Source organism: Dokdonella ginsengisoli, assembly GCF_042652785.1.
In the GTDB taxonomy this organism is placed as follows: domain Bacteria; phylum Pseudomonadota; class Gammaproteobacteria; order Xanthomonadales; family Rhodanobacteraceae; genus Dokdonella_A; species Dokdonella_A ginsengisoli.
Map to the genome: position 1 here is coordinate 400304 of NZ_JBHSHD010000008.1, position 15222 is coordinate 415525.

Sequence of the window (15222 nt, forward strand, 5' to 3'; positions counted from 1 at the left end):
TCGACAGATCGGCACGGCAGGCGCCGTGCCGGCGGAGCCGGATTTACGGCTTCCAGAGGATCGACGGGTTGCTCACCTGCACCGCATTGCCGCCGGTGACGATGAAGCTGGCCATCTCGCCCTGCATTTCCTGCGTCGCCGCCGGGAAATCGGTCGGATCCAGCAGCGAGCCGTGCTCGCCCTCGAGGAAGCGCACCGCCCCCTGCACGCCGTTGGTCGACAGCTGCACCGATTCGGAGATCGGGAACAGCTGCAACGCGGCGATCAGCGGCTCGGTGCCCGACAGCGGCGCGCCCTGCACGCGGTTCGGGATGACCTGGTCCGGCAGCACGTCGCCGCCGCCGACCACTTCCTGCACCAGCAGGCTCTTGCCGTATTGGGCCACGGTGTTGTCTTCGTTGTACTGCGTCAGCAGCAGCGTGTTGTTGCCGGCGAAGTTGATCGGATCGCCGGAGTCGATCACGGTCTGCGTCGCGGCCATGAAGGTGTCGTACAGCGGCGTGCCCTGCTCGATGCCCGCGGCGGCGAGACCGGCGTGGATGCGCGGGCCGAACGTCGGCGAGGCGTCGAGCAGGCGCGCGATGCCGCCGCCCGGCACGCTGAGCACGCCGGCCTTCACGCTCGGATCGATGGCGAGGAAGGTCAGGCCGACGATGCTGCCCAGCGACTGGCCGACGAAGCGCACCTTGGCCGTGTCGAAGTCCGTGCCCGGCGAGTAGTGCATGCTCTGCACCGCGTGCGACAGCTCGAGCAGGTCGACCACGCCTTCACGCACGTTGTCGCGCGAGGTCAGCAGGCTGGTCAGGTTGATGTAGTGCGTGCCGGAGCTGTCGACGACGCCGTCCGGACCCGGCGCACCGGTCGCGTTGTCGACCAGGTCGAGATCGAAGGTGCGCTCGTGCGCGCCCAGCGCGGCGAACGGCGTGTTGCCGATGTAGAACGGGTTGTTCTCGTCGGTGATGCCGTGCAGCGGCAGGTCGATCGCGACGACCGCGAAGCCCTGCGCCGCCAGCGTGCCGGCGATCGCGAACATGTCGGTGCGGTTGCGCGTGATGCCGTGCTGGAAGATCACCAGCGGCCAGCCGGCGGCCGGCTTGGTCTTGCCGGAAGCCTCGTTCGGCACGGTCAGCAGCAGCGGCGTGGTCTGCGTCGACTTCGCCACGGCGAGCGGGTTGGCGACCGTCACGTTGGTCGAGGTCGGATCGAGCCCGGCCTGGTCGAACGGCGGCACGTAGGCGCCCGGTGCGGCCTGCCAGCTGCCGCTCAGCGGCGCGGCCGGCGCGCTCTCGCTCGGCGCATCGAGGTAGTACGGCAGGTCGATCGTGCCGATGTAGATGTCGGCCACCGGCGGCAGGCCGAGACCGAGGTCGCCGAGCGTCTTGCCGGTCGGCGCGATCGTCGTCTTCGCCGGCGGCGACTGCTCGATCACGCTCTGGCGCGCCAGCAGCGGCGCGGTGATGTTCTGCGTCGTCATGACCCACGACAGCGCGATGCCGCCCGGATCGACGCCGGCGGTGGCGGCGGCGGCTTCCTGCGTGTTGACCAGCAGGCGCAGCGGCTCCAGCGCGCAGGCGGTGGCGGCCGGCAGCGCCGCGACCAGCGAGGTGTTGTTGGCGCACAGCGGGCTGGCGCGCTTGGCCAGCTGGTACACCAGCGAGCCGCGCACGTTGTTGCCGCCGGAATCCTTGATGCCGTTGGTCAGCACGGCCATGTACGAGGTCATCTGCTGCAGCGGCCTGGTCGGCACGATCGCGACGGTGCGCCCGGTGGTGTCCGACGGAGCCGGCGCGACGACGAAATCGGCCGGCGACGACAGCTCGCGCTCGACGCCGACGACGCCGCCGCCGGGGCCGCTGAGCCGGACCTGGAACACGCGCACGCTGGAACCGCCGACCAGCGAGGCCGGATCGATCGGCGTGGAGAAGCTGGTCGACCACGGCGCGGTCGTGCTGAAGCCGTCGAGCGCGTTCATCGCCAGGGTCGGGCCCGCGCTGGGCGCGGTCGGATCGGCGACCGGGATGTTCAGCGTGAGATCCGTCGTGCCGCTCAGCAGCAGGTTGTTCGGGAACGGGACCACACCCTTGCTCGGGTCGAAGCTGGCGACCGTGTGGAACTGCACCGGCGCGTAGTAGTCGTAGGCGCGGACCTCGCGCGGTGCGAGCGAAGCGAACGACAACGCAGCGACGACGGCAGTCGTGATCAATCGGGCTTGCATGGGGTGCCCCTCTGGATGGCGGACCTGGAAAGTCGCGGCATCTTAGGTCGGTCAAACGAGCGTTGGCAACGCTGCACTGCGGCGAAAATCGCGCGCAGGGGCACGGCGGACGAGGCTCAGCGCGCCGCTTCGATCTCGATCAGGTCGAGCGGGCGCCCGTTCGCGCCGCGCACGCCGCGCTGCAGTTCGTACAGATGGCGCACCGACGGACACAGCGCCTGGATGCGCGGTCGCAGCGCCTGCATGCGCCGCTCCAGGCGCGGGCGCAGGTCGCCGGCGACGCCGGCCGCACGATCGCGCAGCGCGGCCGCGGCGTCGAGGTCGCCGGCCGCCGCGGCGGAAAGCGCCTGCGTGCCGAGATCGGCGGCCACGAGCGGCACCAGCTCGGCGGCGACGTTCTCGCTCCAGCGCTCGAACGCCTCGCCCTGCCAGTCGCGCGTGCTGTCGCTGGCGTCGATGCGCTGCCTGAGTTCGGCGGCGCGCGCGGCGAGCACCGCATCCAGGCGCTGGCGCGTGTCCGCGCCGAGGTGCAGGCCGGCGGCTTCCGCGCGCAGCGCCTGCACGGCGAGGTCGACGCCGTCGCGTGCCACCGCCTTCGCCTTCGGCACCAGCGCGCGCAGGTCGTGTTCGAACAAGGCCAGGCGGTCGATCTGCTCGGCGTTCGCGCGCAGCGAAGCACCGTCCACGTCGACCCGCCCGTTCCGCAGCTCGATGCGGCGCGGCGCGGGTGCGGCGCGATCGAACACGAGCCGGTCGCGCTGCACGGTCAGGTCGTAGCTGCTGCTGGCGCGGCAGGTGCCAGCCAGATCCTGCGCCCGCACGGCGGCGGAGCAGAGGCAGAAGACGAGCAGCCACGGCAGCGAGCGCATCGGTGATCCTCGACGGTCGGACGCGCAGGCATAGCCGGCGGCGCGGGAATCGGCGCTGAACCGCGGCGGATGCGTCACGGCGCCCGCCACGTGTCCGCCGCGACGACGAAGCCGCGCGGCGCCCAGCCGAAGTCCGCGCGCGCGGCGGCGTCGTCGGCGACGAGGTCGCGCTCCAGCCGCTCCACCGCCGCCGCCGGCGCCCAGCCGAGCCGCGCCATCGTGCGCGCCGCCGCGATCGGCAACGGCAGCGGCAGGCAGGACACCGGCAGCGAGGCGCGCACGCGTTCGAGCATGGCGTCGAAGCCGAGCCGTTCGCCACCGCCGAGCGCGTAGATGCGGCTGTGGCTGGCGGGATGCCCGAGCACCGCCAGGCAGGCCGCGGCGAGGTCGTCCGCGTGCACCGGCTGGCGCAGGCCGCGCGCGCCGGGCAGGCGCGGGAACACGCGCCAGCGCATCGCGAAGCGCGCGATCGGCGTCAGGCTGCGGTCGACGCCGGCGCCGTAGATCAGGGTCGGCCGCAGCACGGTCCAGGCGCTGCCGCGGCGCACGGCGGCGGCGGCCAGTTCCTGCTCGGCGGCGTGCAGCCGTTCGACCACGGCGCGCTCGCCGGCATCGCTGGAGTCGCGCTTGCTGTCGATGCTCATCGAGCCGAGCGCGACCACGCGCGGCCGCCCGTCGAGCGCGGCGCGCGCGAACCAGCGCGCGAAGCCGTCGAGCGGGCCGAGGCTGAAGATCGCGTCCGGTGCCGATGGCGCCGGCACTTCGCGGTCGAGGTCGCCGATCACCCAGCGCAGGCGCGGCTGGGTGTCCGCGCGCGGTACGCGACTCAGCGCGACGACCTCGTAGCCCGCGTCGAGCAGGCGCGGCAGCAGGAAGCGGCCGACCGCGCCGCTGGCGCCGGCGACCAGCGCGAGCGGCATCGGCTAGGCCGCCGCGCTCGCCGCCAGGGGCAGTTCGGCCTGCTGCGGACCGCGCGCGGCGTCCTGCAGCGCGAGCAGGTCGGCGCCGACACCGCCGAGCGGGTCGTTGCCGCGGTGGATCGGATGCTGGTCCATCGCCGCGCGCGCCTCGAACAGGCCGCGGCGCGCGCCTTCGACGTGGCGCACGAGTTCGTCCAGGCTGGCCTTGTCGGCGCCGAAGATCAGCTCGACCGGCTGCAGGCAGTACTGCACGGCGGCGTCGAAGCGACGCACGTGCTCGCGATAGGCGGCGATGTCGCCGCCGGCGCTTTCGAGGTCGCCGCGCAGCGCGTCGAGCAGGCCGCGCAGGCGTTCGCTGCCGGTCAGCGCGTCCTGGCGGGCCAGCTCGGCCAGCTGCGCCAGCTCGGCCTGCAGGCCGTTGCGCTGGTTCTCGGCGTCGATCTTCGCGTACAGCAGCTGCACGCCGTGCGCGCGTTCGGTGCGCAGGGTCCGGTGCAGGCCGAGCGCGACGCCGACGGCGAGCACGGCGACTACCCATCCGATCCACAACATAGTGCTTTGTCTCCCGCATGCCGCGCTTCAGGGGGCGGGCGGCAGGTGCCCGGCGCGGCCTCGACCGCAGGATAGACCGCCCGGCTCGCCTGCGCCAACGCGGATTTCGCCGGTCGTGAAGCGCCTGGGGAAAACTCCGATTGAAGAATCCGCGCGCTGGCGTGTATCTGCCGGCGATGGTTCCCATCGGAAGGAGCGTAGCGATGAATCGATATTTCCTGGCCCTGTTCCTCGCCGCCGGCCTGCTCACCGGCTGCGGCGGCGATGCCGGCCCGGCGAACGTGCCGAAGCTGGAGATGCGCGTGTACGACGTGCCGCCGGATCAGACCGAGACGCTGAGCCGCACCCTCAACAGCGTGTTCGCCTCGGACGAGAAGACGGCCCTGGGCAAGGCGTCCAGTCCGTCGCCCGGCCGCCTGGTCGTACTCGCCCCGGCGAGCCTGCACGGCAGCATCGAGGCCAGCCTGCGCACGCTGGCGAAGGAGCAGGCCGCGCGCGCGAACCCGACCCCGGCCAAGGTCGACGGCCCGTTGCGGCTGTCGTTCTGGAGCGTGGACGCGGTGCCCGAGAACGGCGCCGACGATCCGGCCCTGGTCGCGCTGATGCCGGCGCTGGACGAGGCGCGCAAGCAGATGGGCATCGTCCACTTCGAGCTGCGCGACCACGTCAGCGGCGTGTCCAGTCTCGGCGAGAACGTCGAGCGCAGCTGGACCGGCTCCGGCACGCAGCGCGTGGCGGCAGCGCCGATCCGCCAGCTGACGTATATGCTGAAGAACGGTTCGCCGAGCCTGATGCTCAACCTCGACTTCAAGGAGCAGGTGCCGGTCGTGCAGACGATGAACGGCCTCACCAACGTGAACTACATCAGCACCGGCGCCAACACGACCACGGCCGTGCTGCCCGGCCAGACCCTGGTCGTCACGCAGAACCCGGTGCCCGACAGCGACGGCACCGCGTCGGTGCCGGTCACGCGGCTGTATCTGGTGCGCGTCGACGCCGTGGCGACGCTGTAGGACGCGGCATGGCGCTCGGCGAGGGAGAGCTGTACGCCTGTTACCAGCGGCTGGAAAAACCGCTCTACAACGTGCTCTATCGCTGGCTGTGGCAGACGCAGGACTGCCAGGACCTGATCCACGACGCATTCCTGCGCGTATGGGACCGGCGTGCGCGGATCGACGCCGCGCGCGTCGATGCGCTGGTCTGGACGACCGCGCTGAATCTGGCGCGCAACCGCCTGCGCTGGCGCGGACTGTGGCGACGCGGCGAGCTGGATCCGCTGGCGCCGTCCGCCGACGATCCGCTCGCCGAGGCCGTGCGCGGACTGGAACTGCGCCGCCTGCGCACGGCGCTGGAACGGCTGTCGCCGGCGCTGCGCGAGGTGCTGCTGCTGGCCGAGTTCGGCGGCCTGGGCGGTGCGCAGATCGCCGAGGTGCTCGGCATCCCCCCCGGCACGGTCGCCTCGCGCCGGCACCACGCGCTGGCGCGATTGCGTCTGGCCCTGAAGGAACCCGAAGGAGAATCGACATGACGGCGACCCCATCCTGGCGAGGCCAACTCGATCCGCCACCCGGCGGCCTGGTGCGCCTGATGCGCAGCGTGGAGACGCGCCGCACGCGGCCGTCGCGGCCGGCGCTGCGTTTCGCGCTGGCCGGCGCCGCCGCCAGCGTGGCGCTCGCGCTCTGCCTGGCGCACTACCGCAACGAGGCGCCGCGCCGCGCGTTCGAACAGCACCTGCAGGCCGCGCTCGACGCCGAGCGGCACGAGCGCGGCATCGCGCGCGAACTGCCCAGCGAACGCGCCGACGTGCGCATCGTGGTGCTCGCGCCGCCGGACGCTGCGCGCTAGCGCGCGCGCAGCGCGACGCCGGAACCGTCGCGATGCTGCGCCTCGCGCGCACCGGCCAGGCGCCGGACCAGCGGCAGGCCGAGCAGCAGCCAGACCAGGCACTTGTGCATCTTGTGCCGCGCGCGCAGCGAGCGCAGGAAATAGCCGCGCGCGAACCGCGGATGCGCACGCCGGTCCAGACAGCGCGCCAGCCAGTAGTCGGCCTCGGCCTGCGCACCGCGCAGCATCGCCAATCGCTTGCGCCGCGAGCCGCAGGCCGCGCGCAGGCCGCGCAGCACGCGCTGGTGCATGACCGCGCGCCGCTCCTGGCTGTCGACCCGGCTCAGCTGGTCGGCGCGTGCCGTCTCGCGGCGGAAGCCGCAGGCGTCGAGATGGCCGCCGATGCCCTGCAGGCACAGCCGCGCGGTGAAGTCCCAGTCCTCCAGGTAGCGAAAGCGCGGCTCGAACGGGCCGGCCGCCTGCGCCGCCTCGCGGCGCACGATCAGGCCCGAGAGATAGAACAGGTCGCCGTAGGCGATCGCCGGCAGGCAGTCGCCCACGCTGAGCGTGAGCGCACCGCGCGGCGACGCCAGCGGCACTTCGACGAAGCGTTCGGCGTGGAAGCCCGGACCGCTCCAGCCCGGACAGGCGCCGCGCACGATGCCGTGCTCGACGCGGCTGCCGTCGACGGCGCGCGACTCGCCCTCCAGCGTCACGAACTGCAGCGCCGGCACGGCCTCGAACGCCGCCGTCACCAGCGCCAGCGCGTCCGGCGCCAGCGTGTCGTCGGAATCGAGGAACAGCACGACATCGCCGTCCGCGGCGGCGAGGCCGCGATTGCGCGCACTGGACGGTCCGGCGTTTTCGTCCAGCCGGATCGCGCGTACGCGCGGCTCGGCGCGGTAGCGTTCGGCAAGCCGTTCCCAGGTGCGATCGACCGAAGCGTCGTCGACCACTACGACCTCGGCGGCGCCTGCCGCGAGCGCGCTGTCGATCGCGCGCAGGGCCAGCTCGGCCCGGTTGCAGGTCGGAACGATCACGCTCAATCGCATGGCTCGACCCTCAGGGAAAGGGAAACCACACCGGCTCGCCGGACACATCATCGCGCAGCCCGTGCCGCCTGTCGCGCCCGCGCCGGAGCCCGGCGCGGATAACCTTCCACGAACGCGCCGCGTGCGAAGATGCGTGCGGTCCGCCTCTGGCTCGGAGAACTCCATGATCGCTCGCATCTGGCGCGGTATCACCCAGGCGGACAAGGCCGATGCCTACATTGCCTACCTCAACGAGACCGGCCTGAAGGACTACGCCAAGACTCCCGGCAACCGCGGCGTCACCGTGCTGCGCCGGCAGCAGGGCGAGCACTGCGAGATCGTGCTGATTTCCCTGTGGGACTCGATGGCCGCCGTGCGCGCGTTCGCCGGCGAGAACCCCGAGCGCTCGGTGTACTACCCCGAGGACGAGGATTACCTGCTGGAGATGGAACCGCTGGTGCGCCACTACGAAGTGGCCGACCGCATCCTGCCGGGCTGACGCTACACTGCGGCGCCGGCACGCCCGGCGATCTCGACGGGGAGACACCGATGCCGCTGCGCCGCACCTGGCCGTTCGTCCTGCTGCTGCCGTTCGCCGCCGGCGCCTCCGCCGCGCCGGCCGCAACGGACGCTCTTCCCTCGGCGGCGACGCCACTGGCGCCCAGGCACGCCACGCCGTGCGTCGACGGCATGGCCGGCATCTATCCGTGCTCGAACATCGACCTGCTCGCCTTCGTGCCGCTGGCGCAGTTCGACGCCGACAGCACCAACAGCCTGTGGGGCTGGACCGATGCGCAGAGCGGCATCGAATACGCCCTGGTCGGCGCCGACAACGGCACCGCGTTCTTCGACCTGTCCACGCCCGACCATCCGCTTTATATCGGCAAGCTGCCCACGCACGCCGGCACCGGCAGTTCGGCCTGGCGCGACGTGCGCGTGTACGGCGACCGCGCCTACGTCATCAGCGACTCCAATCCCGGCCACGGCCTGCAGGTGTTCGACCTGACCCGCCTGCGCGGCGTGACCACGCCGCAGACCTTCACCGAGGACGCCCACTACGGCGCGTTCGGCAGCAGCCACACGATCTCGATCGACGAACAGACCGGCTACGCGATGGTCGCCGGCGCCGACATCACCTGCCCGGGCGACGCCACGCGCGGCGGCCTGCAGATCCTCGACGTGCGCGCGCCCGGCACGCCGCTGTACGCCGGCTGCGTGCCGACCGGCGGATACACGCACGAATCGCAGTGCTGGGTCTACGCCGGACCCGACGCCGAGCACGCCGGCAAGGAGATCTGCTTCAACTCGAACGGCCCGAGCAAACGCATCGCGATCGTCGACGTGAGCGACAAGAGCGCGCCGGTCACGCTGTCGTCGACGACCTACGACGGCGCCTCGTATCCGCACCAGGGCTGGCTGACCGAGGACCACCGCTACCTGCTGGTCGACGACGAGCTGGACGAATCGCAGCCGGCCGCCGGACATCCCGCGCACACCGCGTGGACCTACGTGTGGGACGTCTCCGACCTCGACGCGCCGGTGCTGGTGGGACACCACGACAGCGGCCTGCCGGTGATCGACCACAACCTCTACGTGCACGGCCAGTACGTCTACCAGTCCAACTACGAAGCCGGCGTGCGCATCCTGCGCATCGACAACCTGTCCAACGCGCAGCTGACCGAGGTCGCCTACTTCGACACCTATCCGTCGCGCGACAGCGCCGCGTTCAACGGCACCTGGAACAACTACCGCTTTCCCGGCAGCGGCCGGGTCGTCGCCACCGGCATCGGCGAAGGCCTGTTCGTGCTCGAGCCGCACCTGTGCGAGCCGCCGGCCGCGCCGCAGGGGCTGACCGCGACGCCGAACGGCGACGGCCGCATCGATCTGGCCTGGACGGCGTCGGCGACGGCCGGCGCGCGCTACCGCGTCGAACGCGCGCAGGGCGGCTGCAGCGGCAGCTTCGAGACGATCGCCGATGCGCTGGCCGATGCGGCGTACTCCGACGACGCCGCTTCCGGTGGCGTGACCTACGGCTACCGCGTGGTCGCTGCGGACGCCGAAGGCCGCTGCGCCTCGACCGCCTCGGCCTGCGTGCAGGCGCAGACTACCGGCGCCTGCACCGCGCCGCCGCTGTTCGCCGGCCTCGCCGCGGCGACCAACGCGGCCAGCACGCAATGCCGCGTCGAACTGGCCTGGAACGCCGCCCAGCCGGCCTGCGGTGGCCCGGCCACCTACTCGATCCACCGCGGCGCCGCGGCGGACTTCGCGCCCGACGCCGCCAACCGCATCGCCGACGGCGTCGCCGCGCTCGGCTACCTCGACGCCACGGCGGCCGGCTCCGTGCCGCAGTACTACCTCGTGCGCTCGGCCGACGCGGCCAACGGCGCCGCCGACCACAACCTGGTACGGCTCGCGGTGACGCCGACCGGGCCGGACGTCGACGGCACCTTCGCCTCCGGCGCGGAGCCGGGCGATCCGCAGTTCGAGGCCGAGGCCGTCGGCGCACCGGGACTGGCGCGCAGCGGCGATCACCTGCTGCACGCCGGCTGGCATCCGTCCACCGAGCGCGTGCACGGCGGCGTGCAGAGCTTCTGGTCGACCAACGAGAACAACCTCTGCGTCACCCTAGTCACGCCGGAACTGCAGCTGAGCGCCGGCGAGTCCTCGACGCTGTCGTTCTGGAGCGCGTGGGACGTCGAGCAGGGCTACGACGGCGGCGTGCTGGAAGTGTCCACCGACGCCGGCGCGAACTGGACGCGGCTGACGCCGCAGGGCGGCTATCCCGGCACGATCACCGACGGCGGCACGCTGTGCGGCATCGCGCCGGGCAGCGGCGCGTTCACCGGCAGCGGCCTGGACTGGTCCTCGCACCAGATCGACCTGTCGGCCTACGCCGGCCAGCACGTCAAGCTGCGCTGGCTGTACCGCTCCGACCAGGCCGTCAACGGCGAAGGCTGGTTCGTCGACGACATCGCGCTGACGCACGCGCAGGTGCCGGGGCCGTGCACGAGCGTCGACGACCGCCTGTTCGCCGACGGTTTCGACGCCGCGCCGTAGCCGCCGCGACGGGTTTGCGCGGGTACGCGAGGGCACCCACAATGCCCGGATGTACCGCTTCGGCGACTTCCGCCTCGATCCGGCGACGCGCGAACTGCACCGCGACGGCGAACGCATCGTGCTGCCGCCGAAGGCGTTCGACTGCCTGCTCTGGCTGATCGAGCACCGCGACCGCGCGGTCGGCCGCGACGAGCTGATCGCCGCGGTGTGGGGCAAGGCCGACGTCGCCGACAACCTGCTCGTGCAGGTCGTCACGCGGTTGCGCCGCATGATCGACGAGGCCGGCGGCGACAGCGCCATCCGCACGATTCCGCGCTTCGGCTATCGCTGGGCGGCGGCGACCGAGATCGTCGACGACGCGCCGTCGACCGCCGTGGTTTCGGCGACGCCGACGCCCGCCGCAGCGACGCCGCGGCGACGCTGGCTCGTCGCGGCAGCCGCCGGCGTGGCGTTCGCCTTCGCCGCGCTGGTGCTGGCGCTCGCCCTGCGCGAACCGCCCGCGCCGGCCGGCCGCGCGCCGCTGGCGCTGGTGCTGCCGGTGGCGGTCGAGGCCGCGCCGCAGCACGCGTGGATGCGCCTGGGGCTGATGGTCGCCCTGATCGAACGCCTGCGCGCGAGCGGCCAGCCGGTGGTGCCGGCGGGCAACGTGGTCGCACTCGCCCGCGATGCCGCCGACGCGCTTCCCGCCGACACGCTGCAGGCGCCGCTGGTGATCGCCGCGCGCGCGCAGACGCACGGCGAGCGCTGGCGTGTCTCGCTGCAGACCCTGCGCGGCCGCGAGCCGCCGCTGGAGGCGACCGCCGAATCGCCCGACGCCCTCGACGCCGCGCGCCTGGCCGCCGACCGCCTGGCGCGCCAGCTCGGCATCGCGCCGGCAACACCCGACCGCGCCGACGACGGCGTCGCGCGTTTGCTGACGCAGCGCCTGATCCGCGCCGAAGCGGCGACCCTGGCCGGCGACACCGACGCGGCGCGCACGCTCCTCGACGCGGCCGACGCGGCGGAACGGCAGTCGCCGGAATGGCGCTACCAGCGTGCCTGGACCGATTTCTCCGCCGGCCGTCTCAAAGCGGCGCAGGCACGCCTGGAGCGCCTGCTGGCCGAACTCACCGCCGACGACGCGGCGACGATGCGCGCGCGGGCCTACAACGGCCTGGCCAACGTGCAGTACGAGCGCGGCGACCTCGATGGCCTGCGCCGCAGCGCCGACGCCGCCGTCGCGCTGCTGCGCGATCGCGACGCGCCGGGCGAGTTCGGCCGCGCCTTGATGAGCCGCGGCGTGGCGCACGCGCAGGGCCGCGACGCCGACGCCGCGCAGCGCGACTTCCTGCAGGCGCGCGTCGCGCTCGAAAGCGCCGGCGACCGGCTCGGCGTGGCGCGCGCCGAACTGGCGCTGGGCATCGTCGCCAAGCGGCGCGGGCGGCTGGTCGAGGCGCTGCCGGCGCTGGAGGGCGCGGCCGTTCACCTGGGCGCGTTCGACGCCGCGCACGACGAACTGGTCGCGCGCACGCACCTGGCCGACGCGCAGCTGCTGCTGCTCGAACCGGCCGCGGCGCTGGCCGGCGAGCCGCGCCTGCGCGAGCTGTCCGCGCACGAGCACGCGCCGCGCGCCCGCGCGCTGGCCGACCTGCTGCGCATCGAGATCCTCGCCGCGAACGGCCGCCTGCAGGCCGCCCGCGAGCTGCTGCGGCACGCCTGCGCCGCCGACGGCTGCGGCAGCGGCGGCGACGGGCTCGGGCTGGCGCAGGCGCAGCACCGGCTCGAGCCGCAGGAATCGACCGCCGTCGAAGACCGCATGCGCGCGCAGCTGCCGAACCTGCCGGCCGCAGAAAACGGCCGCGATCCCGGACGCAGCTGGCTGATCGTGCTGCGCGGTGCCCTCGCGCGCGGCGACGAGGACGGCGCGCGCGCCATCGCGCTGGCGATCCAGGCCTGGGCCGCGCGCAGCGAGGACGACGGCCCGCGGCTCTACACCGACCTGGCGCAGGCCGAGCAGCACGCCGCGGCGGATCGCGTCGAGCTGGCACGACGCGCGTTCGATTCGGCGCAGCGCCGCGCTGCCGCCGGCCAGGTGCCCGGCGACATGCTGTGGGTCGCGCAGGCCTACGCCGGCTGGCTGATCCGCAACGGCGACCTCGCCGGGGCCAGCGCGGTCGCCGGCGGCGTGGCCGGCTGGGCGCGCCGCGACTACGACGCCGCCCTGCTGCAACTGCAGCTGCAGCACGCCCTCGGCACGCAGGCGCCGTGGCAGGCCGCGCTCGAACGCGCGCGCCTGCTGGCCGGCGAACGGCGCATCCCGGCCGAGCTCGAACGCGCCCCGGCGCCGCGCGAGGACGACGCCCGCACGCGCATCGCCGTGTCGACCGGAACGCCGCCAAGTCCCTGACGGCGCAGCAATCACACCGCAATCTCACCGTTATCAGGGCGATCGGGAACGCCGCGCCGCAACGGCCGTCGCACAATCGTGCCTCCGTAGTCCGCCCGGAGGCGCCATGTTCCGTTTCCTTCCGCTGCCCGCGTCCGCCGCGACGTGCCGCCTCGCCCTGCTCGGGCTGCTGATCCTCGCACCGGCCGCCGCCCGCGCCGAATTCACCGTCGCCGGCACGATGGTCTCGCCGCGCACCAGCCCGACCGCGACCACGCTGGCCGACGGCCGCGTGCTGATCGCCGGCGGCAACGTGCGCACCCTGCTGCAGGCGGCCTCGGCCAGCGCGGAAGTGTTCGACCCCGCCAGCGGCGAGTTCACCGCCACCGGCGCGATGACGGTGGCGCGCTGGGACCATGCCGCCACCCTGCTGCACGACGGCCGCGTGCTGATCGTCGGCGGCAGCTCGGGCGCCGACGACAACGGCGTCAGCTTCACGCAGGCCAACGGCGAGGTCTACGACCCGCTGTCCGGCACCTTCAGCGCGATCTCCAGCGCGATCGAGGTCGGCGGCGAGCGCACCACGGTGACCACCCTCGCCGACGGCCGCGCGCTGGTGGTCAGCGGCTGGATCCAGGGCCAGGGCACGGTGGCGCGCGCCCAGCTGTTCGACCCGGCCACCGACACCTTCAGCGAGACCGGCGCGCCGCACTCCGGCCGCATCGTGCACACCTCGACCCTGCTCGCCGACGGCCGCGTGCTGATCACCGGCGGCACCAGCTCGGCCGACGGCCTGCTCGACAGCGCGGAGCTGTACGACCCGGCCAGCGGCACGTTCACGCTGCTCGCCTCGACGATGTCGACCTCGCGCGAGCGCCATGCGGCCTCGCGCCTGGCCGACGGCCGCGTGCTGATCACCGGCGGCTACGGCCCGGAGGAAATGCTCGACGTCAGCGAGCTGTTCGATCCCGCCACCGCCAGCTTCGTGCCGTCCAAGGCGACGATGGCCCTGGCGCGCGTGGACTTCAACCTGCTCACCCTGAGCGACGGCAAGGTGTTCGCGCTCGGCAGCAACCAGTGGGGCATCAAGGCCGGCACCGCCGAACTGTACGACCCGGCCGCCGACGCCTTCAGCCTGGTCGCACCCGGTCCGGCCACCGAACGCGACGGCGCGCGCACCGCCCTGCTCGCCGACGGCCGCGTGCTGATCGCCGCCGGCGTGGACCTGCGCAGCGAGAACGCGGATCTCGTCACCTACGGCGAGATCTACGCGCCGGCGACGGGCGACACGGTGTTCGCCGACGGATTCGACGGCACGCCGTGAATGCCCGCCGCTGCGGACGCGGCGGCGGAACTATCGCCGGAAAGCGCGCTCTGACGACCAGCCGCGACGGGCGGCCTGGAGGGAGAGCGACATGATGATGAGTCTGATGCGCGCGACGACGGCGCTGGTCTTCTGCGCGGCGGCAGCGCTGCCGTCCGCACCGGCGCAGGCGGCGCCGAAGGCGTCCGCCGAAGCGCCGGCGATCGTGATGTACGCAACGCAGACCTGCGGCTACTGCGCCAAGGCGCGCCAGTACTTCAAGGCGCGCGGCCTGCACTGGGACGAGCGCGACATCGAGACGTCGGCGCAGGCCGCGCAGGAATGGAAGGCGCTGAACGGACAGGGCACGCCGCTGATCCTGATCGGCGATGAGAAAATCAGCGGCTTCCACCAGGCCCGCCTCGACGCGCTGCTGGCGAAGTACGAGAAGTAGCGCGCCGGCGGAAATCGGGCGCCTGCGACGCGGTGGCCGCATTCGGGGAATAATCGGGTTTTCACCGACCGGAGCCTCGCCATGCGTCTCGCCCTCGCCCTGTCCCTGCTGTTCGCCGCGCCCGCCTGGGCGCACGATCCCGCGGCCGCGGAACACGGCGGCCACGAGAAAGCTCCGTCGGCGGCCGTGCCGGTGCAGAAGACCGCCGACGGCGCGGTCTACGGCGCCAAGCTGGCCGACTCCTTGCCGGCCGCGGTCAGCCTCGACAGCGTCGTGGCCGAACCTGAAGCTTCGCTCGGCAAGACCGGCGCGTTCAGCGGCCGCATCACCCAGGTCTGCCAGAAGCAGGGCTGCTGGCTGGTGCTCAGCGCGCAGAACGGCGATTTCGCACGCGTGTTCATGCACGACCACGCCTTCAGCGTGCCGAAGGACGCCAGCGGCGAAGCGGTCGTCTACGGCACGCTCGGCGAGAAAAAGCTCAGCGCCGAGGAAGTGGCGCACCTGAAGAAGGACGGCGCCGCCGCACCGGCCGCGCGCGAATTGCAGATCGATGCGACGTCGGTGCTGATTCGCGCAGCGGGCTAGGTCTGCGAGAGAGCCTGCTCGCGGAGACGCGGAGAAAAACGAAAGCG

Annotated in this window: 14 protein-coding genes; 9 read left to right on the forward strand and 5 right to left on the reverse strand. The window is 73.0% G+C overall.

Going from position 1 to position 15222, the window contains the following annotated elements; translation table 11 throughout:
• Positions 1-43 precede the first annotated feature (43 nt).
• The 4 genes from ACFO6Q_RS12085 to ACFO6Q_RS12100 form a co-directional block, all read right to left on the reverse strand.
• A complete protein-coding gene (locus ACFO6Q_RS12085) occupies positions 44-2215 on the reverse strand; it encodes an Ig-like domain-containing protein (protein ID WP_380021345.1) in 2172 nt (723 codons plus the stop codon).
• A gap of 116 nt (positions 2216-2331) precedes the next feature.
• Positions 2332-3084 (reverse strand): DUF2884 family protein, encoded by a 753-nt coding sequence (locus ACFO6Q_RS12090; RefSeq protein ID WP_380021347.1) that lies wholly within the window; start codon positions 3082-3084, stop codon positions 2332-2334.
• Between the two features lie 74 nt (positions 3085-3158).
• A complete protein-coding gene (locus ACFO6Q_RS12095; RefSeq protein ID WP_380021349.1) occupies positions 3159-4004 on the reverse strand; it encodes an SDR family oxidoreductase in 846 nt (281 codons plus the stop codon).
• A gap of 3 nt (positions 4005-4007) precedes the next feature.
• The gene (locus ACFO6Q_RS12100; RefSeq protein ID WP_380021351.1) at positions 4008-4556 is read right to left on the reverse strand and encodes a hypothetical protein; all 549 of its coding nucleotides are present in this window, start codon (positions 4554-4556) and stop codon (positions 4008-4010) included.
• Positions 4557-4759: 203 nt separating this feature from the next.
• Here ACFO6Q_RS12100 and ACFO6Q_RS12105 point away from each other — a divergent pair, with 203 nt between their 5' ends.
• From ACFO6Q_RS12105 to ACFO6Q_RS12115, 3 genes are read left to right on the forward strand one after another with little or no spacing between them, the layout of a single operon-like run.
• On the forward strand, positions 4760-5569 hold the full coding sequence (locus ACFO6Q_RS12105; RefSeq protein ID WP_380021353.1) for a hypothetical protein: 810 nt from the start codon (positions 4760-4762) through the stop codon (positions 5567-5569).
• An 8-nt stretch (positions 5570-5577) separates the two neighbouring features.
• On the forward strand, positions 5578-6084 hold the full coding sequence (locus tag ACFO6Q_RS12110) for an RNA polymerase sigma factor (RefSeq protein ID WP_380021354.1): 507 nt from the start codon (positions 5578-5580) through the stop codon (positions 6082-6084).
• Entirely contained in the window at positions 6081-6401 is a 321-nt protein-coding gene (locus ACFO6Q_RS12115) for a hypothetical protein (protein WP_380021356.1), read from the forward strand. The genes ACFO6Q_RS12110 and ACFO6Q_RS12115 overlap by 4 nt, the downstream gene beginning before the upstream one ends.
• Here ACFO6Q_RS12115 and ACFO6Q_RS12120 read toward each other — a convergent pair.
• Positions 6398-7420 (reverse strand): glycosyltransferase family 2 protein, encoded by a 1023-nt coding sequence (locus ACFO6Q_RS12120; protein WP_380021358.1) that lies wholly within the window; start codon positions 7418-7420, stop codon positions 6398-6400. The genes ACFO6Q_RS12115 and ACFO6Q_RS12120 overlap by 4 nt on opposite strands.
• Positions 7421-7595: 175 nt before the next feature.
• On the opposite strand from ACFO6Q_RS12120, the gene ACFO6Q_RS12125 reads away from it, so the two are divergent.
• The 6 genes from ACFO6Q_RS12125 to ACFO6Q_RS12150 all read left to right on the forward strand — a co-directional run bounded on the left by ACFO6Q_RS12125 (position 7596) and on the right by ACFO6Q_RS12150 (position 15175).
• Complete coding sequence (locus ACFO6Q_RS12125) at positions 7596-7910, forward strand: hypothetical protein (RefSeq protein ID WP_380021360.1); 315 nt, start codon at positions 7596-7598, stop codon at positions 7908-7910.
• Between the two features lie 50 nt (positions 7911-7960).
• Positions 7961-10468, forward strand: coding sequence for a choice-of-anchor B family protein (locus ACFO6Q_RS12130; protein WP_380021362.1), 2508 nt, complete (start codon positions 7961-7963; stop codon positions 10466-10468).
• Positions 10469-10517: 49 nt separating this feature from the next.
• Positions 10518-12854 (forward strand): winged helix-turn-helix domain-containing protein, encoded by a 2337-nt coding sequence (locus ACFO6Q_RS12135; RefSeq protein WP_380021364.1) that lies wholly within the window; start codon positions 10518-10520, stop codon positions 12852-12854.
• A 106-nt stretch (positions 12855-12960) separates the two neighbouring features.
• The gene (locus tag ACFO6Q_RS12140) at positions 12961-14157 is read left to right on the forward strand and encodes a Kelch repeat-containing protein (RefSeq protein WP_380021365.1); all 1197 of its coding nucleotides are present in this window, start codon (positions 12961-12963) and stop codon (positions 14155-14157) included.
• 91 nt (positions 14158-14248) lie between these two features.
• The gene (locus tag ACFO6Q_RS12145) at positions 14249-14590 is read left to right on the forward strand and encodes a glutaredoxin family protein (RefSeq protein ID WP_380021366.1); all 342 of its coding nucleotides are present in this window, start codon (positions 14249-14251) and stop codon (positions 14588-14590) included.
• 81 nt (positions 14591-14671) lie between these two features.
• Positions 14672-15175, forward strand: coding sequence for a DUF4920 domain-containing protein (locus tag ACFO6Q_RS12150; protein ID WP_380021367.1), 504 nt, complete (start codon positions 14672-14674; stop codon positions 15173-15175).
• The last annotated feature ends 47 nt before the right edge of the window (positions 15176-15222 follow it).